This is a genomic window from Moorena sp. SIO3E8 (genome assembly GCF_010692445.1).
In the GTDB taxonomy this organism is placed as follows: domain Bacteria; phylum Cyanobacteriota; class Cyanobacteriia; order Cyanobacteriales; family Coleofasciculaceae; genus Moorena; species Moorena bouillonii.
This window is the reverse complement of sequence record NZ_JAAHHM010000009.1, coordinates 15,485-39,595: the sequence shown is the minus strand read 5'-3', so window position 1 is coordinate 39,595 and position 24,111 is coordinate 15,485. Positions and strand designations below refer to the sequence as shown.

At 43.7% G+C, this 24,111-nt stretch carries 21 protein-coding genes; 12 read left to right on the top strand and 9 right to left on the bottom strand.

Translation table 11 applies throughout. The features are described from left to right. Positions 1-142: 142 nt before the first annotated feature. Positions 143-1,489 carry a replicative DNA helicase gene (gene dnaB, locus F6K46_RS06075; RefSeq protein ID WP_293054445.1) on the top strand — a complete coding sequence of 449 codons (1,347 nt, stop codon included), beginning with the start codon at positions 143-145 and terminating at the stop codon, positions 1,487-1,489. A 515-nt stretch (positions 1,490-2,004) separates the two neighbouring features. Here the strand turns inward: dnaB and F6K46_RS06070 are convergent. The 3 genes from F6K46_RS06070 to F6K46_RS06060 form a co-directional block, all read right to left on the bottom strand. Next, the gene (locus tag F6K46_RS06070; protein WP_075901947.1) at positions 2,005-2,562 is read right to left on the bottom strand and encodes an FKBP-type peptidyl-prolyl cis-trans isomerase; all 558 of its coding nucleotides are present in this window, start codon (positions 2,560-2,562) and stop codon (positions 2,005-2,007) included. Positions 2,563-2,584: 22 nt separating this feature from the next. After that, a complete protein-coding gene (locus F6K46_RS06065) occupies positions 2,585-2,908 on the bottom strand; it encodes a phasin family protein (RefSeq protein WP_075901945.1) in 324 nt (107 codons plus the stop codon). 230 nt (positions 2,909-3,138) lie between these two features. Then, positions 3,139-4,272: a ferrochelatase gene (locus F6K46_RS06060; protein ID WP_293054499.1), complete on the bottom strand. Its 1,134-nt coding sequence runs from the start codon at positions 4,270-4,272 to the stop codon at positions 3,139-3,141. A 715-nt stretch (positions 4,273-4,987) separates the two neighbouring features. Between F6K46_RS06060 and F6K46_RS06055 the strand changes: the two genes are divergently transcribed. Continuing rightward, entirely contained in the window at positions 4,988-6,259 is a 1,272-nt protein-coding gene (locus tag F6K46_RS06055) for a S1 RNA-binding domain-containing protein (RefSeq protein WP_293054450.1), read from the top strand. Positions 6,260-6,420: 161 nt separating this feature from the next. Continuing rightward, positions 6,421-7,158 (top strand): HAD family hydrolase, encoded by a 738-nt coding sequence (locus F6K46_RS06050; protein ID WP_293017872.1) that lies wholly within the window; start codon positions 6,421-6,423, stop codon positions 7,156-7,158. Positions 7,159-7,262: 104 nt separating this feature from the next. Here F6K46_RS06050 and F6K46_RS06045 read toward each other — a convergent pair whose 3' ends face one another. Beyond that, on the bottom strand, positions 7,263-8,741 hold the full coding sequence (locus tag F6K46_RS06045) for a hypothetical protein (RefSeq protein WP_293054453.1): 1,479 nt from the start codon (positions 8,739-8,741) through the stop codon (positions 7,263-7,265). 414 nt (positions 8,742-9,155) lie between these two features. On the opposite strand from F6K46_RS06045, the gene purB reads away from it, so the two are divergent. After that, positions 9,156-10,451, top strand: coding sequence for an adenylosuccinate lyase (gene purB / locus F6K46_RS06040; RefSeq protein WP_293054502.1), 1,296 nt, complete (start codon positions 9,156-9,158; stop codon positions 10,449-10,451). A gap of 625 nt (positions 10,452-11,076) precedes the next feature. Here purB and F6K46_RS06035 read toward each other — a convergent pair. Then, a complete protein-coding gene (locus F6K46_RS06035; protein WP_075896256.1) occupies positions 11,077-11,277 on the bottom strand; it encodes a hypothetical protein in 201 nt (66 codons plus the stop codon). Positions 11,278-11,615: 338 nt separating this feature from the next. Beyond that, positions 11,616-11,843, bottom strand: a complete 228-nt coding sequence (locus F6K46_RS06030) for a DUF2281 domain-containing protein (protein ID WP_293054458.1) — start codon at positions 11,841-11,843, stop codon at positions 11,616-11,618. Between the two features lie 256 nt (positions 11,844-12,099). Here F6K46_RS06030 and F6K46_RS06025 point away from each other — a divergent pair, with 256 nt between their 5' ends. The 5 genes from F6K46_RS06025 to F6K46_RS06005 all read left to right on the top strand — a co-directional run bounded on the left by F6K46_RS06025 (position 12,100) and on the right by F6K46_RS06005 (position 18,103). Beyond that, positions 12,100-15,132 carry a CHAT domain-containing tetratricopeptide repeat protein gene (locus tag F6K46_RS06025; RefSeq protein WP_293116834.1) on the top strand — a complete coding sequence of 1,011 codons (3,033 nt, stop codon included), beginning with the start codon at positions 12,100-12,102 and terminating at the stop codon, positions 15,130-15,132. An 11-nt stretch (positions 15,133-15,143) separates the two neighbouring features. Then, the gene (locus F6K46_RS06020) at positions 15,144-15,500 is read left to right on the top strand and encodes a hypothetical protein (RefSeq protein WP_293054464.1); all 357 of its coding nucleotides are present in this window, start codon (positions 15,144-15,146) and stop codon (positions 15,498-15,500) included. Continuing rightward, on the top strand, positions 15,500-16,870 hold the full coding sequence (locus tag F6K46_RS06015) for a hypothetical protein (RefSeq protein ID WP_293054466.1): 1,371 nt from the start codon (positions 15,500-15,502) through the stop codon (positions 16,868-16,870). The genes F6K46_RS06020 and F6K46_RS06015 overlap by 1 nt, the downstream gene beginning before the upstream one ends. Before the next feature lie 152 nt (positions 16,871-17,022). Further along, positions 17,023-17,151 carry a hypothetical protein gene (locus F6K46_RS06010; protein ID WP_293054469.1) on the top strand — a complete coding sequence of 43 codons (129 nt, stop codon included), beginning with the start codon at positions 17,023-17,025 and terminating at the stop codon, positions 17,149-17,151. 97 nt (positions 17,152-17,248) lie between these two features. Further along, positions 17,249-18,103, top strand: a complete 855-nt coding sequence (locus tag F6K46_RS06005; protein ID WP_293054472.1) for a HEAT repeat domain-containing protein — start codon at positions 17,249-17,251, stop codon at positions 18,101-18,103. A gap of 138 nt (positions 18,104-18,241) precedes the next feature. On the opposite strand, the gene F6K46_RS06000 is transcribed toward F6K46_RS06005, so the two are convergent. Next, complete coding sequence (locus tag F6K46_RS06000; protein ID WP_293054475.1) at positions 18,242-18,817, bottom strand: Uma2 family endonuclease; 576 nt, start codon at positions 18,815-18,817, stop codon at positions 18,242-18,244. Between the two features lie 157 nt (positions 18,818-18,974). On the opposite strand from F6K46_RS06000, the gene F6K46_RS05995 reads away from it, so the two are divergent. The 3 genes from F6K46_RS05995 (at position 18,975) to F6K46_RS05985 (ending at position 22,303) form a co-directional block, all read left to right on the top strand. After that, entirely contained in the window at positions 18,975-19,166 is a 192-nt protein-coding gene (locus F6K46_RS05995) for a hypothetical protein (RefSeq protein WP_293054478.1), read from the top strand. 340 nt (positions 19,167-19,506) lie between these two features. Then, positions 19,507-21,702: a transglycosylase SLT domain-containing protein gene (locus F6K46_RS05990; protein ID WP_293054481.1), complete on the top strand. Its 2,196-nt coding sequence runs from the start codon at positions 19,507-19,509 to the stop codon at positions 21,700-21,702. Positions 21,703-21,895: 193 nt separating this feature from the next. Next, positions 21,896-22,303: a PPC domain-containing DNA-binding protein gene (locus tag F6K46_RS05985; RefSeq protein WP_293054484.1), complete on the top strand. Its 408-nt coding sequence runs from the start codon at positions 21,896-21,898 to the stop codon at positions 22,301-22,303. Between the two features lie 218 nt (positions 22,304-22,521). Here F6K46_RS05985 and F6K46_RS05980 read toward each other — a convergent pair whose 3' ends face one another. Beyond that, positions 22,522-23,157, bottom strand: a complete 636-nt coding sequence (locus tag F6K46_RS05980; protein WP_293054487.1) for a hypothetical protein — start codon at positions 23,155-23,157, stop codon at positions 22,522-22,524. Between the two features lie 431 nt (positions 23,158-23,588). Beyond that, on the bottom strand, positions 23,589-23,780 hold the full coding sequence (locus F6K46_RS05975; protein WP_293054490.1) for a hypothetical protein: 192 nt from the start codon (positions 23,778-23,780) through the stop codon (positions 23,589-23,591). Positions 23,781-24,111 lie beyond the last annotated feature (331 nt).

Sequence of the window (24,111 nt, the reverse complement as noted above, 5' to 3'; positions counted from 1 at the left end):
TGCGCGTAGCGCATTAGCTAATAGCACCTCAAGTAGCATGGGCTTTGGCTTCGACGCTGGGACATAGCGCATTAGCTGATAGCTGATAGCTGATAGCTGATAGCTGACCTTTACCCTGAACTCAATAGACGACTAGTTGACTATGACTCAAAAACCAGATTTTTCAGCGTTTGGTAACTCTATACCACCCCAAAATATTGATGCCGAAGAGTCTATTATCGGAGGCATTTTATTAGACCCGGAAGCCATGGGTCGAATTGGTGATTTCCTGAATCCAAAAGCCTTCTACGTCCGGATTCACCAAACCATTTACGAAGCTGCTTTATTACTTTATAGCCAGGGTAAACCGACGGATTTGATGAGTGTTACTACCTGGCTTTATGACAATGACTTATTAGAGAAAGTTGGGGGTCAAGCTAAGTTAGCTCAGCTAGTTGAACAGACGGTTTCAGCGGTCAATATTGACAGGTTCGCTAAGTTAGTGATGGACAAGTACCTGCGCCGTCAGCTAATCGAAGCCGGTAACGAGATTTTTAAGTTGGGTTATGAGACATCCTTGGAATTGGAAACGGTCCTTGACCAAGCGGAACAGAAAATTTTCAGTCTCACCCAATTGCGTCCTCAGCAAGGTCTAATCCCGATTTCTGAAACCCTAGTTCAAACGTTCCAAGATATAGAAAATCGTAATCAGGGTATTGATTTGCCTGGTATTCCATCAGACTTCTATGATTTGGATGCCCAAATTGGGGGATTAAGTCCGTCTGACTTAATTATCATTGCTGGTAGACCATCAATGGGAAAAACTAGCTTAGCGTTAGGAATTGCTCGTAACGTAGCTGAAAAAATGCCAGTGGCGATTTTTAGCTTGGAAATGTCAAGAGAACAACTAGTTCAGCGGTTGTTAGCTAGTGAAGCGAAAATTGACAGTAACTTTCTGAGAGCTGGGCGCATTGCTCAAAATCAGTGGGCACCACTGAGTGAGGCAATCGGTATGTTATCAGAGTTGCCGATTTATATTGATGATACCGCTAACCAGACTGTGATGCAAATGCGATCGCATGCTCGTCGTCTTCAAGCAGCCCAAGGGAGCCCATTGGGGTTAATTTTAATCGATTACTTACAGTTAATGGAAGGCAGTGGTAGTGAAAATCGAGTTCAGGAGTTGTCTCGGATTACTCGCTCTCTCAAAGGATTAGCTCGGGAACTGAAAGTCCCAGTGGTTGCTCTGTCTCAGTTAAGTCGAGCTGTGGAATCTCGCACCAACAAACGACCCATGATGTCGGATTTGAGAGAATCGGGTTCCATTGAGCAGGACTCGGATTTAATCATGATGCTTTATAGAGATTCTTATTATAATCCAGATTCACCAGATGGAGATACGGCAGAAGTCATCATTGTTAAAAATCGTAATGGTCCGACAGGAACGGTGAAACTTATCTTTAAACCTGGGTTAACCAAGTTCCTGAATATGGCAAATCAAAGAGTGTAACCTACCACAACTGAGGCGTAAGCATATGCGCTATGCGCACGCTGCGCGAACAGCTATCAGCCATCAGCCATCAGCTAATGCGCTAATTGAGGTGCTACTTGATGTGCTTATGGGCGATTAGGAAGCTACGGAACTTTTGAATCAAACAAGTAAGCAAAAGTTTAATCTGAGTTATGAAAAGCTGACTGCTGACCGCTGACGGCTGTTCGCGTAGCGTGCGCGTAGCGCATATGCTTACACTGAGGGTTATTTTGGAATTATTATAGGTCAAAAATTAACGTTATTTTATCTAACGTTATTTACAGGACATAGATTTAATCAAATACTATTTAATCGAATGATTGAGTTCTGCACTTTAGTTTTGTACCCAGGTTTTATTAATCTTTTGTAACAAAAATGCGATGCTATTTCTAGTGTTATTATGTTAACTAAAACTCCCAATCAGCAAGAAGTCACTAACTGGGAGCAATTATTCAGTTCATCGCTGAATAAGTTAATCAATTGAATTTAATTTACTAGTTAATCTTCAACAATTCCACATCAAAAATCAACGTAGCATTAGGCGGAATCACCCCACCGGCACCACGGGCACCATAACCCAAGTCTGGGGGAATGATCAGCTGACGACGACCACCAACCTTCATAGAACTAACCCCTTCATCCCAGCCTTTAATAACCTGTCCTACACCGATTGTGAAGGAAAAAGGACGATTGCGATCGCGAGAACTATCGAACTTGCTGCCATCCTCCAGGGTACCAGTGTAGTGAACCACTACCGTCTGTCCCTTCTCAGGGGTTGCTCCCTCACCCTCAACTAGGTCAATGTACTTCAAGCCCGACGGTGTTGTAACCGCCTGATCCATATTGGTTTCACTTTCTGAACTAGAATCCATAGCTAGATCTTGTTTATCATTAACATCTGGGTTAGCACTGTTAGCTGTTGTAACTACTTGCGGCTGAGTGTTGGTAATTTCTCCAGCAGTGGTAGATTTTTTCCCCATACCCACTTGAGCCACAACCAACAGCAACCCAAAGGCTACTATAACGCCTATGCTGATCAGAATTTGTTTCAAAATCTGTTCTCCTAATTGATTATCAACGCCAGAGCTTATTTTCTAAATCCCGCACCTGACGCTCCAGACGGTCAATACGACCTCGCAATTCATCCATTTCTGATTGGCGAGGAACCCCTAAATCCTGCAACATATTGCGCAACTGCCGTTCCATGTTGCTCTCAAAGTTATCCTGCTCTGACTTGATCTGATTCATCAGATCATCTACAAAAGCGGTGGCTTGGTCGGAGTTGATTTTACCATCTTTGACCCATTCATCACTTACCTCTCGCAGTTTTTCGGCAACCATTGACGTTGTACCAACCCCAACCAACAATAACTGCTTGAGCCAGTCGTTATTATCCATAATTGTTATCCTGTTATCCTGTCACTCGGCACTTTATGGGGCTGGGATCAGCTAGGCTTTCCTCTGATTGGAGAAGTTTCATTGATTCCCAGCCTACAGTTCTATTCTGTGACATCTTTCCTAGAACAGGAGAAGAGGGAGAACAGCGGGAGGAGAACGGAGGAGGTGCAAGAAGGTGCTATATATAAAGCAACCTAATATAAAGCAAGCTACTAAAACGCTCTGGTGAATCAGTGGTGATGGTGATGATGGTGCTCTGATGCCTGCACAGCTGCCAACTGGGGATTGACAGATAGAGCATTTTCTGATAGTAGTACCTCAATTTGAGGATTAGCCCACTCCGCTGCCATCTGTAAGAATTCTGGATGATCATTAACACAGGGCATCTCTACGTAGGTAACCTCTGAGTTACGACGCTTTAGAGCGTGGACAATGTGATGCACATCTAAGAGGGTTTCGTGATTCTCTGTGGCAAAGCCAATCGGCATAAACACAATCGCCTTAGCCCCTAAGTTAATCAGGTTCTGGGCTGCTAACTCCGTGTGAGGCTGAGTCCACTTAATTAAGGGAGTTTGGTGGTTAAGCCAGCCCACAGAGATTAGGGGATACTTATACATCAACTTTTCCCTTACTGCCTCATACAATGCCTGACTTTCGTCAATTCCAGACACAAATCCTTTAGCTTCGTGGGGACAGCCATGGTTCATCAGGACAATGCCAATTTGGGAGGGCAGATAGGCTGCTGCTAAATCGGTAGTAATTTTCTCTTCCACCAATTGAGCAGTTAGATTAATGTACTCTGGTTCGTTATAGAAAGACGGGATGTAACGCAATCCCTGAACCCAGTGTTGATCTTTATCCTCTAATTTCTCGAGGGCTTTATTGACTTGTTCCACCGCAATACCGCTAGTAAAGATGGAATCCACCACTAGCAGGGGATAGATCAGCAGTTTTTGGAAACCTTGCGCCTTAATTTCACTGAGGACTTGTTCTGGCAGAAAGGGAGCGCAGAAGTTAAAGGCTTTGAATACCTTCACCTGATCGCCCCATTTAGCTTGCAGTTGTTTTTCAATACCTGCCCGTTGCTGTTCAAAAATCTTGTTGTGGGGTGAAATAAAGTTGTCATGCTGGTGCCCCCACTCGTGGAAGTCAAACATTGCCAATATTTTGGCTAAGGGTGGATAGATCCAGTTGGGGACTGGGGCAAATTTGGCAGTGAGCAAGTTTAAGGCTTGTTCGTTGTAGTTGGCGAAGTCTTCATAGCTTTCGACTTCTCCATAACCCATGAGTAAAACCGCAACTCGCTCGTGACCATGGGTTGGGGAAGGTTTGACTGATTGAGATTTTTCTGGAGTGGCAACCACTTGGTATTCCTGCTGGCTAAAGGTCGATTGCTGGGGTATCCCTGCCTTGTCTTGGGTGCAGAATGTACCCCTGGCATTTATTAGGCTAACATCCCCCATAGGGGGATATAGGAGGTAGCACAATACCCTGGAAAGTTCGGTAAAGATACTAATAACAAAATCTCGATTAGGTTATAATAGGATTTCTGGTCTTAATTAAATCTTATTAAATGAGCTGATCAGTCCGAGATTAGCCCCCTAGCCTCTACCAAACGCGCAAGCTTTGCCCCTTGGTTGAAGGTTGAGGTGGTATTTTTTGACGGAAAGCTCAGGTCAGGTTTTGTCTAATAACTTATAATGGACATAAATTGGGTTAAATTTATGTCTATTTGATAACCAAAGCCGAAAATGCCCTTGGTTATTGACAGTAGACCCAAAACCTGATTGGAATAGAGCAATTAAAATCAGATCAGATTCAGATCAGAAACTTGGCGGTGAGGCATCCCGTCAAGAGTAAAGCTTGTCGAGTACCCGAATGCGGATCGGTTTCCGTAAGGAAATAGCGATAGCTGGGGTTGGCGAGAAGCCCACACCTACCCCCTTACCCCAACAGGTGTGGGAGATGTCACAAGTAGGACAACGCAATGTCGGTGTAAGCAGCACAATGCTGACGTGCTTGTACATCAACAGGAGGCATAGTCATTAAAACCAAATCAAACTAGGACAAACAACGCACATGCTCAGTCAGAAAACAAAAACTACAGATATAGGATTCACTCACGAAGATTTTGCTGCCCTTCTGGATAAGTATGATTATCATTTTAACCCAGGGGATATAGTTCCGGGTACGGTATTCAGTCTAGAGCCGAGGGGCGCTCTGATTGACATTGGTGCGAAAACCGCCGCCTATATTCCGATTCAGGAAATGTCAATAAATCGAGTTGATAATCCTGATGAGGTTTTACAATCCAACGAAACACGGGAATTTTTCATCCTGACCGATGAAAATGAAGATGGACAGTTGACTCTCTCTATCCGTCGCATTGAGTATATGCGAGCGTGGGAGCGAGTGCGCCAACTACAAGCAGAGGATGCTACGGTGCGTTCTCTGGTATTCGCCACTAACCGTGGTGGAGCGTTGGTACGTATTGAAGGGTTGCGCGGTTTTATTCCTGGTTCTCATATTAGCACTCGGGCAGCCAAGGAAGATTTGGTGGCCCAAGAACTGCCCCTAAAATTTCTGGAGGTAGATGAAGACCGTAATCGTTTGGTACTATCCCACCGTCGTGCTCTAGTCGAGCGCAAGATGAACCGCCTAGAAGTCGGAGAGGTGGTGATTGGCTCAGTACGAGGCATCAAACCTTACGGTGCATTCATTGATATTGGCGGGGTCAGCGGATTGCTGCACATTTCGGAAATTTCCCATGATCATATCGATACGCCTCATAGTGTGTTTAATGTCAATGATGAACTAAAAGTGATGATCATTGACTTGGATGCTGACCGAGGTCGGATTTCTCTGTCAACAAAGCAATTAGAGCCAGAACCGGGAGATATGATTAACAACCGGGAAGTGGTCTTCGAGAAGGCAGAAGAAATGGCTCAGAAGTACCGGGAGAAGATGCTAGCACAAAAGCAAGGTATAACTCCAGAAAGTATGACTCCACAAGAGTCCCCAGAGCCACAAGAGTCCCCAGAGGCTGTTCAGGCTCAAGAGCCCCAAGAGGCTGTTCAGGCTCAAGAGCCCCAAGAGGCTGTTCAGGCTCAAGAGTCCCAAGAGCCCCAAGAGCCCCAAGAGTCCCAAGAGTCCCCAGAGCCTGTTCAGGCTCAAGAGTCCCAAGAGCCTGTTCAGGCTCAAGAGTCCCAAGAGCCTGTTCAGGCTCAAGAGTCCCAAGAGCCTGTTCAGGCTCAAGAGTCCCAAGAGCCCCAAGAGTCCCAAGAGTCCCCAGAGCCTCAAGAAGACGCAGTGCCAGAGGGAGAGTTTGTAGCAGCTGCCATCGACGAGTAACAACCAGGTGCAGCCACAAGAATTAGCCGTTAGCTGAGGCTAATGGCTAATCTGTATTGATGGCCCTGTTCCGGAACAAGAGCAAAGAAATTGGCAGGTGCGAATCTTGATCAACTAGCTAGTAGAATGAAGTTGATTAAAATAAACAACGGCATAAACCCTTGGTAAGCATTCGTTGTGGGAAGGTGACTTTCCCCAATATTGAAGCAGTCATATTTGATAAAGACGGTACCTTAGAGGATTCACAAGTTTATTTAAGAGAACTAGCCTATAAGCGATCGCGTTTAATTGATGCCCAAATCCCTGGTATTGGAGAACCCCTCCTGATGGCCTTTGGTGTCCAAGATGACACCCTTGACCCTACCGGGTTAATGGCAGTAGGTAGCCGTCGGGAAAATGAAATTGCTGCTGCTGCTTATATTGCTGAGACTGGTCGGGGATGGTTAGAGTCATTGGCAATCGCTGGTAGTGCCTTTGTTGAAGCCGAGAAGTACTTGCAAGATGCGGCTGGAACTTCCCCAATGTTTGCCGGTAGCCTGGAAGTCCTTAAATTCCTCTCGGAAGCTGGTTTAAAGCTGGGTATTCTATCGGCAGACTCTACGGCTGGCGTACAAGCCTTTGTCCATCGACACCAGCTAGACCCCTATATCCAATTACAGCAGGGTGTGGATTCTGAAATCAGTAAGCCTGATCCCAGGTTGTTCCTACAAGCGTGCCAATCTTTAGGGGTAAAACCTGCTTCGGCCCTAATGGTAGGAGATTCAGCCGGTGATATTGAGATGGCAAAAGGTGCTGGTGCAGCGGGTTGCATTGGTATTTGCTGGGGAAAGCCAGAAGCTGCCCATTTAGAGGGAGCTGATATAGCGATCGCGAGCCTGGATGACATTAAAATTATTTAAAAACATATTGGTACTTATTAATTGAATTCCTTATGTTCGGTTGTTCGCCTTTGGCGAACAACCTGGTAACCTTCAACCTGGTAACCTTCAACCTGATCGAGTGATTATTTCAATCCTGGTAAGTCCAAATTTGCCACGACTTTTGTAATCGCATCCCGACTGGCTTCGGCACCAAACCCCCAAGCCAGGAGGACGCCATAGTCACCCCAGAGGTTAGCGCCAAAGGTGGATTTATAGGTGTATAGCTCAATGAAGCCACTACCAGCAAGCAGGACAATTGCGATCGCATAACTGATCGCAGAGAAAATCCAAAGGCGAATCTTTGCTAGTCTTGGCTCTTGGATAACTATGCGTGGTGTCTCGATCCCTGGTGCTCTCTGCAATAATTCAGGTTGGGTGATGAGAAAGCCTAACTTAGTGGAGTTAGGTGGTATTTGTTTGACTAGTAGAGTGATCGCTTTTTCGATTTGACCATTCAACTCCTGAGCAGCTTTTTTATCGGTAGGTTCGAGATTATTCAACTTACTGCGCAAATTCTTTTGCTGACGTTGCCAACTCTGTAACTCTTGTGTTGATATTGTGGTTTCCACCAGCAGGTTGTCCAAGTCCCTGAGTTTAGCATCCAGTTGCAGGTATTTATTAATCTGTTTTGCACAGTCATCTAACTGCTCATACAAGTCTTGAGGATTTTGGTCAGGTGCCTCTCGGATTGCCAGTTGCAAATTACGGCGTACTGACTGTAGATAAGGGGGGTCAAGATCAGGAGTGGTGGGTATTTTTTCTTCCAGGGTTTGAGAATAGTTCAGGAGTGCTAGCCAGTCTTCACGACCTTTGCGCCATTTCAGCCACACTGACTCTGCTTGGGTAATTGCCTGATTACCATCGTTCCAACGTTCCCCCTGCAAAGCCATCTCGACATCTAGCAGATGGGCTTCAATTCGGGTCTTGAAGGGATTTGGTATTGAGTTGAATTGATCGACTAGTGATGTTTCAGCTAACTGGGGGTCACTGCGCAGTTGGGTACGCAATTGACCAACCCGCACCAGAATTTTGTCCCGTAGTTTCCCTCGATTACGGTAGCTGGACACAGCTATGCTCAATATAACCCCAATGGATATGACTCCGAGAGGTATGGGGAAGGGGTCTTTGATTCGGACTGTTAATGGTACGCTTAGTTCATTCTCTGAGAACTTGATCAGGAATTCACCACTAAATTCTCCACTTTTGGGGGCATCATCTAATTGAAACTGGATCGGGAGAGATAGTAGACTATTGGCCTCAATCTCTTCGACTGGTAAAGTAGGCTGAATCAATTTAGCGGGGAAAATTTCTTGGCCATCCTGAGTATTCAAGTCTAGGGAGATGATTTGTAAATCCTTGACGGCGTTAGTCGTGCGCAAGAGTAAGCTGCGGCTTGTGCTAGAACCCCTGGTACCTGCTACAGTCATACTTTTAGGGGTGATGGTGAGATCAGCTTGGGCAAGGGCTGGTGGGGCCGATAGGAGTATTAAAATTGGGAGTATTAAAGCAATTAGAGGGCGTTTAGCCCAGTAATGGTGTTTAATCATACCTGTCTTAGTCAAGTGTGACCTCCGATTGTTGATTTGGTACTAAAGCTTAATATAGACCCAGAATTGAGAGTAAAATTGGTGATGGTACCTGACAAAAGGCAATAAGCAATAGGTAACAGGCATGCTAGCAATAGGCAACAGGCAACAGACAACAGGGGATAGGGGATTTAACGAATGATTAATCATTAATGATTAATCAATTATATAGCGTTAATTATAATAATCAGATAGATTCAATACCTTGTAAGCCTGCTGGAGACCCCCAATACCGCACTACCTAACGACTCCCGACTCCCTAACCCCTCCTGGGAGGGGTTAGGGGTGGGTTCCGACTCCCGACTCCCGACTCCCTAAAACTCAAGACGAAAGTCCCTTACCCGATTGATAACTGCTATAATTGTAAGGTTGTGTTCTGCGATATTGGAATTGATTGAGCGCTACACCCTACCCGAGATGGGCGAATTGTGGACGGATACCTACAAGCTCAAAACCTGGCTTCAGGTGGAAATAGCTGTTTGTGAAGCACAAGCGGAACTGGGTAAGATTCCTGGTGAAGCAGTAGAGGAAATTAAGGCAAAGGCAAATTTTGACCTCAAGCGGGTGCAAGAGATTGAGCGAGAAGTCCGCCATGACATGATTGCCTTTCTGACTAATGTGAATGAGTATGTAGGGGATGTGGGACGCTACATTCACTTAGGCTTGACTAGTTCGGATGTTTTAGACACTGCCTTGGCACTGCAACTGGTTGCTAGTCTAAATATTATCCTCGAACATATCGAGAAGCTTGCTCAAGCAATTCGCTACCAGGCACAACAACATCGCTACACGGTGATGATTGGTCGTTCTCACGGAATTCATGCTGAACCAATTACTTTTGGTTTTAAGCTGGCCGGTTGGTTAGCAGAAGTTTGCCGCCATCGCGATCGCTTAGTGGCTCTACGTGACAATATATCTGTGGGCAAGATTTCTGGTGCTGTGGGAACCTATGCGAATATTGACCCTCAAGTGGAAGCGATCGCATGTCGAAACCTGTCACTGCAACCTGATACTGCCTCAACCCAAATTATTTCCCGCGATCGCCATGGTGAGTTTGTCCAACAGTTAGCTCTGTTAGGGGCAACCATTGAACGGTTTGCTGTGGAAATTCGCAATCTCCAAAAAACTGATGTTCTAGAAGTAGAGGAATTCTTTTCTAAAGGACAGAAAGGTTCTTCTGCTATGCCACACAAACGTAATCCAATTCGTTCTGAACGGCTAACCGGGATGGCACGAATCCTGCGGGGTCATGGGGTGGCTGCTTTAGAAAATGTTGCCCTATGGCATGAGCGGGATATTTCTCATTCCTCTGTAGAACGAGTCATTCTGCCAGATGTGTGTATTTTAACTCACTTCATGTTAGTGGAAATCACAGATTTAGTGAAACACTTGTTGGTTTATCCAGAAAACATGAAGCGGAATATGAATGTTTATGGCGGTGTAGTCTTTAGCCAAAAGGTGTTGTTAGCTTTAGTAGAAAAGGGCATGAATCGGGAAGATGCCTACAGTATTGTTCAGTCTTGTGCTCATCAAGCCTGGAATCAACCTGAGGGAGACTTCCACAATTTGATTACTAAGGATCCTGGCGTTACGAGTAAGCTAACCCCTTCTGAAATAGAAGAATGTTTTAATCCCGAGCAGCATTTGCAACATTTGGACGAGGTTTATCAACGGTTGGGAATCTAGCTGTTATTTATAGCAATTCTCAATTGGGTATTTAGAACTGGTATAGCGCAAGTCAGAAGTCAGAAGTCAGAAGTAAACTTAGACTTACGTTTCGGAGTTTAGGAATGTCCTAAGCTTCATTGATAGTGCTATATTTATGGCGTTGCTGATTATGCGTATGGTTTTGCCCCCCTAGCCCCCCAATTCTGGGGGGAACAAAACTATCAAAGTCCCCCAGAATTGGGGGATTTAGGGGGCTTTAGTAAAACCAAATGATCGCGCATTCATTCCTTAATTCAGCAACGCCATATTTATGAGTTTAGGAAGTGCGATCGCTAAATTAAATTCCCCTCAAGCTCAGTCTTCGCGCTGAATAGGAGTAGAGTGGGCATCCTGCCCGCCCGGAAATATATTGAAACTGGCAAGATGCCAGTTCCACTCCCGATTCCCGATTCCCGATTCCCGATTCCCGATTCCCGATTCCCGATTCCCGATTCTTAATTCTTAATTCTTAATTCTAAATTCTTAATTCTTAATTACCAAAAAAAATAGCCGTAGAAATACTATCCACGGCTATGTCAATCACATATGTCAGAAATTTCCGAAACCCAAGGCCGGGGGGAAACCCCCCCAGAATTTTAAGGTGTTATGGCAACAGCCAATACTTGGTCATAGTAGTAATTACTTCTCCTGGAATCTCGGTCGGCTCGAAAGGAGTCCACTCAGCTATTTCTGCATAGCCTAGAGAATACAGCATATGCATACTATTGATTACTGATTCACGAGGTCCTTTGAGAGTGTGCTGAGTTGGTTTTTTCTTGAAATTGCGAGTAAATTGTTCTGACATTGTGAAAAAGTTCAACTTGGGTTTACATTGATTATTGTAATGATTATGATTTGAATTGTCAAGGGTTTTTAGAAAATGAAGAATGAAGAATGAAGAATTAAGAATTAAGAATTAAGAATTAAGAATTAAGAATTTAGCATTGCCTATTGCCTGCTCCCTGCTGCCTATTGCCTATTGGCTTATGAGAAATTAGTACTCCTTTGTTATACAACAGTACATGTTTAACATACAACAGTACTAGTTTTCGGTTAATGGGTACTCGTGTCTTAGATGTTAATACAGTACTACCCACTTCAGACTTCTAACTTCTAACTTCAGACTTCTAAATTCCCTGCTCCCTACATATATTCCTTAAAATCGTCTAAGGGTTCATCAAAATCATCAGGTAAGGGTAGAACAAAGGTTCCTTTTAAGATACCTGAACGACGTTTTTTGCAAGAATGTTGCTCTGGGGAAACATCTTGGGAGTAGTTTTCCATCAGATACTTGGCATAATGCAGCAGTTCTTGTTTTAGGGATGCTGGCATTTTCTCTACTGTTTGTAAAATTTCTGTGTCAATAGTCATGGGTTTTACTAGTTTAGTTGGTGTCAAATGATTTTAATTATCCTGTGGAAAATACTATAACATTTTTATTTGATTTGTGGTTAAAATTTAGGATACATAAAACAGCTGAATACTAAAGGTTGATGCTTACGTTTCGTCTTCCCTTTTCCTAAGGTATGCTGTTGATAAATTAACTATAAATTATCCCTACTCTTTACTACTTGCTCCCTTGAAATCCAAGTAGTATATTAGTGAAATAACTATTGTAGAGCATTTAATGGCAATGGCTGAGAATAGATCGGATTCCCAACTAAACTTTCTCTTACAAGTAATACAAGCAACGGAAGACAGTAGGGGTAATAAACAGGTAGTTTACCCATTACTGGCAACAAATATAGACCAACTTAATCATAAGTTAGCAGAAAAATTGCAAGCTTGGGCAACAACTACGCTGGCGGAAGCGGAAGCAGATGAAGCGGAATACTATGCAGCAGTTATTGTACTTTTCAGCATGCTAATTCAGGAATTACCCTTGGGTGATAAAGCCAGCAATATAGAAATTGTCATCACTGGCTATAAAGTCGCACTAACTGTTTTCACCCGTGAAGCATTTCCCCAATTTTGGGCATCGACACAATATAATATTGGTAATGTTTACCATTACCGAATTAAAGGTGATAAAGGACAGAATATAGAAGATGCCATCGCTTGTTACAAACAGGCTCTTAGAGTTTATACCTTTGAGGCTTTTCCAGAAAATTGGGCATGGACACAATATAATCTCGGTATTGCTTACTATGACCGAATCAAAGGTGATAAAGGACAGAATATAGAAGATGCCATCGCTTGTTACAAACAGGCTCTTAGAGTTTATACCTTTGAGGCTTTTCCAGAAAATTGGGCAATGATACAAACTAATCTTGGTATTGCTTACGGTGACCGAATCAAAGGGGAGAAAGCACAGAATATTGAAGATGCCATCGCTTATTACCAACAGACTCTTAGAGTCATAAGCTTTCAGGCATTTCCCGAAAAATGGGCAATGACACAAAATAATCTCGGTATTGCTTACCGTAACCGAATCAAAGGTGAGAAAGCACAGAATATTGAAGAGGCGATCGCTTGTTACCAACAGGCTCTTAGAGTCAGAACCTTTGAGGATTTTCCTATTGATTGGGCAGCTACACAAAATAATCTCGGTAATGCTTACCGTAACCGAATTAAAGGAGAGACAGCACAGAATATTGAAGAGGCTATTGCTTGTCACCAACAGTCTCTTAGAGTCAGAACCTTTGAGGATTTTCCTATTGATTGGGCATTGACAAAAACTAATCTTGGTAATGCTTACAGTAACCGAATCAAAGGTGAGAAAGCACAGAATATAGAAGAGGCGATCACTTGTTATCAACAGGCTATTAAAGTAAGAAGATTTGAGATTTTTACTGTTGATTGGGCATTGACACAAAATAATCTCGGTAGTGCTTACCGTAACCGAATAAAAGGTGAGAAAGCACAGAATATAGAAGAGGCGATCACTTGTTTCCAAAAGGCTCTTAGAGTTAGAACCTTTGAGGCTTTTCCCCAATACTATCTAGATACTAACAATAACCTTGGTTTGGCTTACCGAGATGCTCAAAATTTACCGGAAGCTTACAAGGCTTTTGATGCTGCCATTAAAACCGTAGAATTCCTGCGAGATGAAATTATTTATGGTTCTGGAGTAGAAGAGTACAAGACTAAACTAGCTGAACAGTACCACCAAAGCTATCGAGGCATGGTAGAAACTTGCCTAGCCTTAACTAATATTACCGAAGCCATTGACTATGTTGAACGGAGCAAAACCGGCAATTTAGTTGAAAAGATTCTCAGCCGTGAGCTGAAAACCATCTTTCCCGCAGATGTTGTTACTCAACTAGAACAATACAGGGATGAAATAGCCATAGGTCAATATAAAATCCAGCATGGCAAAGCTGAAAATCCAACAGCTCTGGCACAACATCTCCAAGAATTGCGACAGCAGCGCAATGATTTACAAGACCAACATTTACCTATCGGTTCTAGCTTTAACGTTGATAAATTTCAGAATAAAAATTTAGATGACCAAACTGCTATTGTGGAGTTTTACATTACAGAGGATAAGCTGCTCACTTTTATCTTTACCCGCCAAACCGAGCAGCCGATCGTTTTGCAATCTGAGCCGAAAGACTTCAAAAAATTTCAAAAATGGGGAAATGGGTATCTCAGAGCCTACTACAACAAAAAATTCCATTGGCAACGTCGCTTGACTACCCTTCTACATCTGTTGGCAAAAATTCTGCACATTGATGACATCATTGAGCAGATTCCAGAAACGTGCGATCGCTTAATTTTAATCCCCCATCAGTATTTACATTTGTTACCCCTTCATGCTTTACCTATCAACAGTCAGCAGGGAGAAGGTAAATCTGAAATTCTGATGGATCGCTTTCCAGCAGGGGTAAGTTATGCTCCTAGCTGTCAGCTACTTCAACTTGCTAAAACCAGAGAACGCCGGGACTTTACCCACCTGTTTGCGGTTCAAAACCCTACTGATGATTTGGATTACACTAACCTAGAAGTGGAAGTGATTAAATCATTTTTCCAGGCTGCTGAAGTCTTAGCCAGTCAAGACGCAAAGGAAGCTGCTGTCAAAGTGAATCAGAACTTGACAACAGCCCACTGTTGCCACTTTTCCTGTCATGGCTATTTCAACCCAGAATCACCTGTAGAATCAGCACTCCTTTTAGCGGAAGTTAAAACAAAACAGATAGTCCAAGACAAAACTACAGAAGATGGATTTCTGACTTTAGGGGAAATCTTTGGCCTCAAATTAGAACAATGTCGCCTTGTCACTCTTTCGGCTTGTGAAACAGGATTAATCGACTTCAAGAATAGCAGCGATGAATACATTGGTTTACCCAGTGCTTTCCTAGTTGCGGGTAGTCCAGCGGTGGTTTGTAGCCTGTGGACAGTAGACGATTTATCCACAGCGTTGTTGATGATTAAATTTTATGATAATCTGCTAAACTACCAGATGTCCTTAGCAGTTGCCCTTAATAAAGCGCAACTCTGGCTGCGGGATGTGACTAAGGAAAATTTATTGCTCTGGATTAAGAGGTTATCTATAAAGGGTTATCAAAAGCTGTTTTTGAGTGCTCCGCTTTTGAAGAATGATGATTTTCGGGATCTAAGCCTCAGCGAGGAGCCTTTTGAAGAACCCTATCTAAGCCCCAGCGATAAGCCTTTTGAAGAACCCTACCATTGGGCAGCATTTTGTGCAATTGGTCAATAGGAGTTAAGACTATGAACACTGAGATTCAAGCAATAGGAAATTTCATCAAGCTAATCAACACGCAACCAGATCTTTTTTCTGAACAGGATCGCAATGAACTGGAAGCGATAATTACTCCCCTATCTAATCATGATGTGGAGGGATTAGCAGATGAGATTGATAACTGGTGTACATCTGATCCAGTTATTGACGATGCTCTAGATGTTCTACTTGCTAGCCAAGCAATCGGTGAACTCGGACCTGGAGGCACTTTCCCCACTCATAAAACTAAAGCCGAAGACGAAAAAAACCTAGGGGAAACCGTGGATAATGAAGTCCGCAAGAGTTCTACTGAAGAAACCGAAAAACCCAACACTCCCAAAGGCTGATGACTGACAGCGCCTTGCCAATCAAAAACCCCAGCGTCACCCTTTATGCCTTCCATCTCTGCCAAGACTTAAGTCAAGAACCGGGAAAGTTGCGACAGGATGCGGATCAGTTGTGGCAACACTGTGCTAACCTCAGCCAACCCCTAGCTATCCCAGACCTGAAATCTTTACCGGAAAAATTACAATCCCCTCCAAGCCAAACAGCAATCACAAGCCGTTACATAGAACTATTGCCTGATAATGGTCGCTTAACCTATACGCCACCACTGCAAATAGAAGGCTCTGGCCTAACAGTCGAGGTCTATCCGGTTCAAATTCATGATACTTATGCCATTGATATAACTCTGTATTACCAAAATGTCACTGTTCCAGTCGGTCAATTTAGTCGGTTAAATCCCCAAGGGTGCCTACTAGCCAGCAACATTCAAGCTTCCTTGGGACAAACCTTAGTGCTCTATGGGGAACCCGTGGGCACTCCTAAGGAGGATAGAAAGTTAGCAGATGCCTGTGTGGATGCTTTTTTCCAGGGAAGCGACCAAAAACCCCAATTTAGCGCATCTGGGCAGTTATTTGGTAGCCCAATGTTTGCCTATGACAACGGTAAGGAGAAACCAACGGAGCAATGTCACCTTCTGGTCTGGTTAAACCGTCACCCAGAAACCTTAAACCTGGCTCAAAAGACTTACCGTTCATTGTTAAATCTGTTGTGCTGTCGCAGTAAAATCCTGTTTGCTTATGATCAAGCCCGTTGGTGTTATGGCAAAACCAGAGAGCTCTATGGGCAACTGGAACAAGAGGTTAAAGGCTTCAAGGAATTGCCAAGGGAGCGAGAAATAAGGCTAGAGCAACTGAAGCAGAAACTGACACAGATGCCATCCCAGACCTTTGACTATGCTGTTTATCTGCGAGACATAGAGGATCACAAGACTGCGATCGCTACCAATGCCAAAAATTATAACTACTGGCTAAAAAAAATCCGTGAATCTAGTCTCAAAGACGATAATATCGAGTTTTTAGAAGACTTCCTAAACCAAAGAACCGAGCTGTTTCAACGTCAGATTCAAACCAACCTGAATTATCTCAAACCGGGTCAGCAACTATTTGACCAGATGCTTGGTAGTATCCGAGGCATCGTAGAGACTGAACAAGCACAACAGGAGAAACGATTAGAACGTTGGATTGCCTCGGTGGGTATTGGTTTAGCGGTCAGTGGTATTTCTTCCCAAACCGCTGCTAAACCGGTAGAGTCTATTATCACCCAACTATACCCCAAACAATCCTTAGATTGCCCCAAGGCTGGTGTTACACCTTGCTTGACTTACAGTGTCGTGTTTGTGCTATTTCATGTGGGAGTTGGTGCGTTCGCGTAGCGTGACCTACGGTCAATCGCTGGGTTAATTGTGTATCGCATTATTCATCGGGTATCAAAATGATAAGGTTGTAGGGTGGGCAAAGACCGTTTAGTTCTTTTGATAATTATAGTTTTTATTGCTCAATAAAAAGAAAGTTTTTAGCTTGTAGGGTGGGCAAAAACAATTTGATTATTTTAGCAATTCTAGATCATAAAACTTTGCCCACCCTACTTTCTATTCCCTATTCCCTATTCCCTGTTGGTGGGCAAAAACCGTTTAGTTTTTTTATCATTCTATAGCCTAAAATTTTGCCCACCCTACTTTATAGTTTAGATAATAGCACTTTTCCCACCCTACTTTATTGGGTTGCAAGATGTGAAAAAAAGCAATTTTTTTATGCACACAGTTGAACTTGAAAGGCTAAAAGCGAGAAAAGGAGCAAGGAAGCGTTCTGAAATTCCGAATGACGTCTTATGGGCACTCAATCACGGAAAAATTGAAACCGTCAATCTTGTCGAATGGTTAGCCATTGATATGCCTTTTCTGCTTCGGAATAGTCTTACAGAAGTAGGTTGGGAAGAACAAATTGATGACTTGTATGATCAGAGCTTGAAACTTCAAGACCAAGGCATTACCAAGCGCCTCAAAGGCATTGGCACAATACTCTTTCAGGCTCTAGAAGACGAAGAAAACCGAACAGAAATTTTTGAAACGTTAGCTAGTCATACGTCTGACATGGTTAGAGCTTGGGCTGCTTTTAGTATAGCCGCTGACCAGACTTTCTCCTTACCCGAGAGGTTAGAAATAATGCGTAGGTTCGCCGCTGATGGTAGTTTCTCGGTCAGAGAATGCGCTTGGGATGCCCTTAGAAGCTATCTTGTAGAGGATTTAGCTTATAGCTTGGAGTTACTAACAGAGTGGGTTAAAGATGAAGACCCCAATATTCGACGCTGTGCGGTAGAAGCTACTCGTCCTCGTGGCGTTTGGTGTAAACATATTCCAACTTTGAAGAAAAACCCCGATCCAGGTTTGACCATATTAGAATTCGTTCGTTCAGACCCCAGTAATTATGTGCAGCGTTCGGTTGCGAACTGGTTGAATGATGCCAGCAAATCTAATCCAGATTGGGTAATAAATACCTGTTTGCGGTGGCGAAAAGAATCTCCAACCAAGGAAACAAGTTGGATTATTAAACACGCTCTTAGGACTCTCAAAAAACAGAATACTTTATCCCAGGATATTAAAATATAGCAATTATACGACTTGTGAGGTACAAATTTCTGGTTTTTAGGGAGCAGGGAGCAGGGAGCAGGGAGCAGGGAAGAGGTAAAAACTAATGTGTACCTCATGAGTCCTAGAAACGCTATAGAATAGGGGAGTGTAGGTTGGTTACAAAAACACAATCTGGAGCTGCAACTCAAAACCAGGAAGTAAATGCGATCGCAGTATATCTCCAGGAAACAGAGTCTCGACTAGGGTAAGCTTGGCATTTTGTCGCCGATAAACCTCAAGTTTAGTGGTGCGCCAATCCACAATCCAGTATTCCCGAACCCCCCGCACTGAATAGAGTTTCAGTTTTACCTCTCGGTCACGACGCTCGTTTTGACTTCCTGGTGATAAAGACTCTATGATCAGGTCTGGCGCTTCAGTTAAATGCCCTGCTTCATCCAGCATCTGTGGCAAGCGATTCTTGTCGGAAACCCAGACAGCATCAGGTTCAACAGCATTCTCTTGATCAAAAACAATACCTGGAACTAGCACAGCTTCACCATAGCCCTTATCACTTAAAGACCAGGAATCAACGGCACTATATAGTCTTCCCACCACCTTGTTGTGGTTCCAATGGCGGGATCTGCTCACAAACAGGTCTCCATCGATAACTTCATATCTATTACCGTCCTCTGGTAACAGATCTAGGTCTGCAGTACTGAATCGAATCTGATCAACGGTGCTGCTGTCAGTCATGACTTCTTTTCAAGTTCAGTTTGACCCGGTCGGTGGAACGGGCATCTTGGTAGAACTGGCATCTTGCCAGTTTCCTGCCTAGTTTCGGGCATCTTGGTAGAACTGGCATCTTGCCAGTTTCCTGCCTAGTTTCGGGCATCTTGGTGGAATGGGCATCTTGCCCGTTACCATTTTCGCTGGCTCTCCCAACAAGGCGCGAATAGGCGGAAAATCAAAAAATTCTCCCCATCTCCCCACACTTCCCCCTCTTTCCCGACTCCCTCGGTGCGCTTTCCGTTGGCGAATTAAATTCGCCACGGGTCGCACCGCTCCCGACTCCCTACTCCCTGTTCCCTATTCCCTTCGCTAAATAACAAAATTATAGGCAATCTTACCATAAATCATCACAATTTAAAGGTAACCTAGTTCTAAGATATGGAATGGGGCGCGCTAAGGGTGACAAAAATGTGCCTCATCAGGGTTAAAAAAATATAATTATCATAATAGTTATCTAATTATATACTTATTGCTGGCTTCGTGCTCTGTTAACTCTGACCAAATTTGACCAAGTTTGACTAAATCCGGTTCGAGGTTCTTAGCCAAGAACTTTATATTATGGTTTATAACTCAAGAGGGAAACCAGATGACCCTGGTGATGGGTCATATGCTTAGAGACTTTCAACTGCAGCAACTGTGTTGGGTAAGGATTTATGTTAAAAGAGCGTAGACAGCAATTTCTGTTATTGGCTGGAGCCATAGTGTTATTGGTATCAGTGTCCCTGGGAGCAGTATTCTTAGGTGTCACAGTAGCGAATCAACTAGAGGAAAAAGAGGAAAACAAGACTGCCAGCCAAGGGTTAACAGAGTCAACAGGCAAATCCGCTGTAGCACGACTGGTTTCTCTGCCACCTCAACAACGAGCAACTAACCTAGATGCCTTTGCCTCCGGTCCGAAGTCTCGGGAACAGTATCGCGCCCGTTATCTGTTGGCATCGGATTTAATTCAACAAAATCAGCCAGAACAAGCCCTAAACCATCTCGAAGGACTTGAGTCAGATTATCCGGTTTTAGCATCCCACGTTGTCCTCAAACGTGCTCAAGCTTACCAAGCCATGGGGGATAGCGCTAAGGCTACAGCAGCCTGGGGTACTATCCTGAAAAAGTACCCCAACCAAGCAGTGGCAGCAGAAGCCCTTTATCATCTAGGAAAATCTAATCCCAAGCACTGGGACGATGCGATCGCAAAATTTCCCAGCCATCCCCGTACTCTAGAAATTGTCCGACAGCGCCTCAAAGCCAATCCCAACCAACTCCCATTACTATTAATCTTAGCCAAGCACACTCCTAAAGCCTTAGGAATGCAGGAGATCCGAGACCGGATCGTTGACAAATACGCTGAGCAACTCACCCCGGAAGACTGGGAAATGATTGGCACTGGTTACTGGGAAACCTGGAAATATGGCAAAGCTGGTAAAGCCTACGCCCAAGCCCCCCGTACTCCCCGCAATCTCTACCGGGCAGGTCGAGGACTCCATTTAGATACAAAAGCCAGCAAAGGCAAAATCTTTTATGAACAGTTAATCAGCGCCTATCCCAATGCCAAAGAAACCGGATTAGCCTTGAGGCGTCTTGCTAGTATCTCTAAGCCACCAGAAGCCTTAGCTTATCTGGATCAAGTCATCCAGAATTATCCCGATGAAGCTGCTCAAGCCTTGCTCGACAAAGCCAAAATCCTAGAAAAGCTCAACAGCAAAGTGTCTGCTGGCCAAGCTCGTAAGTCGGTACTAACCCAATATGGTAGTTCTGATGCTGCGGCTAATTATCGTTGGCAAATGGCTCAAAAAAAAGCAGCAAAAGGCCAGCTACAACAAGCATGGCAATGGGCGCAACCGATTACCACCAACAATCCCGATAGTGACATCGCTGCCCAAGCTGGCTTCTGGGTAGGTCGATGGGCAAGTAAGTTGGGGCGTCCTAATGATGCTAAAGCTGCCTTTGAGCATGTACTAGCTCGTTATCCAGAATCCTACTATGCATGGCGGTCGGCCAACTATTTAGGCTGGAATGTAGGGGACTTCACCTCCGTGCGCTACTTAATGCCAAAAGTGGTCAGACCCCAAGCTAGACCCTTACTAAAAGACGGTTCTGCAACCCTAAAAGAACTGTACCAACTTGGTCAAGATCAGGATGCTTGGGCTCTGTGGCAAGTGGAATTAGGAAACCGCAAGGAACTCAGTGTCTCGGAGCAATTTACTGATGGTGTATTGCGCCTAGGGATTGGGGATAATCTCAAAGGCATTAACCAAGTCTGGAGCCTAAAACGACGAGAAACTCCCCAAGAACAAGCGGAATGGGCAGCACTGCGTGACCAACCAAAATACTGGCATGCTCTATTTCCCTTCCCTTTCCAAAGTTCAATTCTTAACTGGTCTGGTCAACGAGACCTTAATCCCTTACTCGTAACTGCCTTAATTCGCCAAGAGTCTAGATTTGAACCAGAAATCCGTTCCGTTGCTGGTGCCATGGGTTTAATGCAAGTGATGCCAGCAACAGGTAGTTGGGTTGCCCAAAAAATTCAGTTGAAAGAATACAATCTTAAAAACCCTGATGACAACATTAAATTGGGGACATGGTATCTAAGCTTTACCCACCAACAAAATAGTAATAACTCTTTATTAGCGGTTGCCAGTTACAATGCCGGTCCCGGTAATGTATCTAAATGGGTGAATAGATACGGTTTTAGTGACCCCGACGCCTTTATTGAAAAAATCCCTTTTCGAGAAACCAAAGGTTACGTGAAAACAGTGTTTGGTAATTATTGGAATTATTTACGACTCTATAATCCTGATATTTCCCGCATGGTAGAAGCTCACGCTGCTAATAAATCTGTAGCAGCATCTAATTAATTTTAGGGAGTAGGGAGTAGGGAGTAGGGAGTAGGGAGTAGGGAGTAGGGAGTAGGGAAGTGTGGGGAGATGGGCAAATTTTTTGGTGTTTTGATCAATCACCATTGGTTTTCATATTAATGAGATACAAAGCATTTTTTCCCGATTCCCGATTCCCGATTCCCGATTCCCGATTCCCTGTTCCCTTTGCTATATGATTGAAGCCTTTGCGATTAGGATACAACCGGATCAGGATTTAAAAGTTAGCTTAATCAATGTTGTCAAAAAAAATACTATTCAAGCTGGTTTTATATTGACAGCCGTTGGTAGTCTCAAACAAGCTAACCTTCGATTCGCTAATCAAAATACCAGTAAATTATTGATCGAAAAATTCGAGATAGTGTCTTTAGTTGGAACTCTATCGATCCACGGTGTCCATTTACACATTTCCCTGGCTGATAAAAATGGTAAAGTGATAGGTGGTCACTTAGCTGAAGATTGTATCATCTATACAACAGCCGAGATAGTAATCGGAACCAGTGAAGAATTTAGTTTTCTGAGGACACTCGATCAAAAAACTGGCTATAAAGAACTGGAAGTTCGGAATAAAAATGTAGTGTGATTGTAAGCTATCAGCTATTAGCTATCAGCTATCAGCTATCAGCTATCAGTTATCAGCTATCAGCTATCAGCTATCAGCTATCAGCCATTAACCCTAGGTCAAGCTAAACCGAACAGCTTTTGAATAAAATAAACTGACGGCTGACCGCTGACGGCTGACCGCTGACGGCTGAATGCTTACATCCACAAAACCTGAAACTATAAAGACTACTGAAACAATTAAACCCGTTTTGAGCAGTTTTTTAGTAATGAACTAGTCCCCAAAGCAGCTAATCCTAAGAAACCTAACAGTGATGTGGTTTCAGGAACAGGGGCAGGCTGAACATCAAGACTTTGGCTAACTGGTTGAAAGAGACTGGTTACATCTATACCATTGGCATCAATTGCAGAAGTAACAGTAACTGCTAAGTCAGGCAATCCATCATTCTTCAACCCAGGCAGTACTTGGTCAGTTGTCCTCACTATCTCTAAGATAGAGTCTGGAGAAACTCCAATTGAATCACTACGTTGAAAAAGTGCTGTCGGTATCCCCAAGGGTGGGTTTTCTACTACGCTCACCGTAAACTCTGAAAAGGCAGCTATATCTGCATCTGTCCTAAATCCTTCTAAAGTAACAAGCTCAGTACTATCTTGTTCTACAAGAATGTCCAATGACTGTAAATTCGCAGTGAGACCGCTAGTATCTAACACAAAAGAGAAATCAATGGTGTCACCAACATTGACTTGAAGGTCATTGATGGCATCTTTGTCTAATTGTGACCCAATGGGAGTGAAGGATACCGAGGCTCCATAAGCTGGAGTAACTGCGATCGCTCCCAGGAATACTAAAGAAGCACTAATGTGAGTTAATTTCATATGTATTGATATAAAAAACGACTATCAATAGTTAATCAAACATTCCTGGATTTAATCTTGAAGAGTCAGTAAAGTTAACTAAAAGATTAAGTGATGAAAGGAAAAACTAAGCCTAAATGCGATTGACCTTGGCCTTTGGGCCACCCTACGCGAATGGTCACGCTACGCGAATGCATCTGAATATATAGCTTTTCTGGCATTTATAGCACTACCCATTAAGATGTTTGACATTTGTAAACTCCGAAACCTAGTCCTAGCTTACTTCTGACTTCTGACTTCTGACTTCTAACTTGCGCGTAGCGCTATATGAGGTATGCTTATCAACCTCAAAGTCCCCCTTTTTAAGGGCAGGGCTAGGGGGGCAAAACCATACTCAGAATCAGCAACGCCAAGCCAGTGACTCATCTGACTCCCCACCCTTGCAACACTCCCTATTCCTCTTGCTCCATCGGCAGACTTATATCGAAAATTATTAGAAACTTAGCATCAGGCACTAACTGTTTCAGGGTCTGCGAATAAGCTTTGGCATCACAACAGTTGCGGAACCGAGCGAAAACGACTGGTGGCATCGGTGGTAATAGGCGAACCATGACCCATGGATATAGGCTTGAACGATACGACATAATATTGAAGTTATCTCCTTTACTTTAAGGGGTACCCAGAGCCAGCCTGTGGCCTAGGAAAACTCTTAGGCTGGCTCTTCCCGTGGATTTGATTGTCCACACTTTCATTATACTATAAAAAATATAATATTATAGCATATTTTTTAAAATTTTGTAACAAATTATTGAGAGAGTTGCCAGATGTATAGCGCTACGGGCAAGTCCGCAAGTCCACAAGTCAGAAGTAACCGATCAGGACTTACCCATTTGCCCCCTAAATCCCCCAATTCTGGGGGACTTTGACATCATTACCCCCACCGGTGCGCTCTTACCATTAAGAATTAAATTCGCC

Bases quoted from the DNA above. Each gene is read 5' to 3' on its own strand.
- dnaB (WP_293054445.1), top strand. From the start codon at position 143: ATGACTCAAAAACCAGATTTTTCAGCGTTTGGTAACTCTATACCACCC.
- F6K46_RS06065 (WP_075901945.1), bottom strand. From the start codon at position 2,908: ATGGATAATAACGACTGGCTCAAGCAGTTATTGTTGGTTGGGGTTGGT.
- F6K46_RS06055 (WP_293054450.1), top strand. From the start codon at position 4,988: ATGCTCAGTCAGAAAACAAAAACTACAGATATAGGATTCACTCACGAA.
- F6K46_RS06035 (WP_075896256.1), bottom strand. From the start codon at position 11,277: ATGTCAGAACAATTTACTCGCAATTTCAAGAAAAAACCAACTCAGCAC.
- F6K46_RS06030 (WP_293054458.1), bottom strand. From the start codon at position 11,843: ATGACTATTGACACAGAAATTTTACAAACAGTAGAGAAAATGCCAGCA.
- F6K46_RS06025 (WP_293116834.1), top strand. From the start codon at position 12,100: ATGGCAATGGCTGAGAATAGATCGGATTCCCAACTAAACTTTCTCTTA.
- F6K46_RS06020 (WP_293054464.1), top strand. From the start codon at position 15,144: ATGAACACTGAGATTCAAGCAATAGGAAATTTCATCAAGCTAATCAAC.
- F6K46_RS06015 (WP_293054466.1), top strand. From the start codon at position 15,500: ATGACTGACAGCGCCTTGCCAATCAAAAACCCCAGCGTCACCCTTTAT.
- F6K46_RS06005 (WP_293054472.1), top strand. From the start codon at position 17,249: ATGCACACAGTTGAACTTGAAAGGCTAAAAGCGAGAAAAGGAGCAAGG.
- F6K46_RS06000 (WP_293054475.1), bottom strand. From the start codon at position 18,817: ATGACTGACAGCAGCACCGTTGATCAGATTCGATTCAGTACTGCAGAC.
- F6K46_RS05990 (WP_293054481.1), top strand. From the start codon at position 19,507: ATGTTAAAAGAGCGTAGACAGCAATTTCTGTTATTGGCTGGAGCCATA.
- F6K46_RS05985 (WP_293054484.1), top strand. From the start codon at position 21,896: ATGATTGAAGCCTTTGCGATTAGGATACAACCGGATCAGGATTTAAAA.
- F6K46_RS05980 (WP_293054487.1), bottom strand. From the start codon at position 23,157: ATGAAATTAACTCACATTAGTGCTTCTTTAGTATTCCTGGGAGCGATC.
- F6K46_RS05975 (WP_293054490.1), bottom strand. From the start codon at position 23,780: ATGTCGTATCGTTCAAGCCTATATCCATGGGTCATGGTTCGCCTATTA.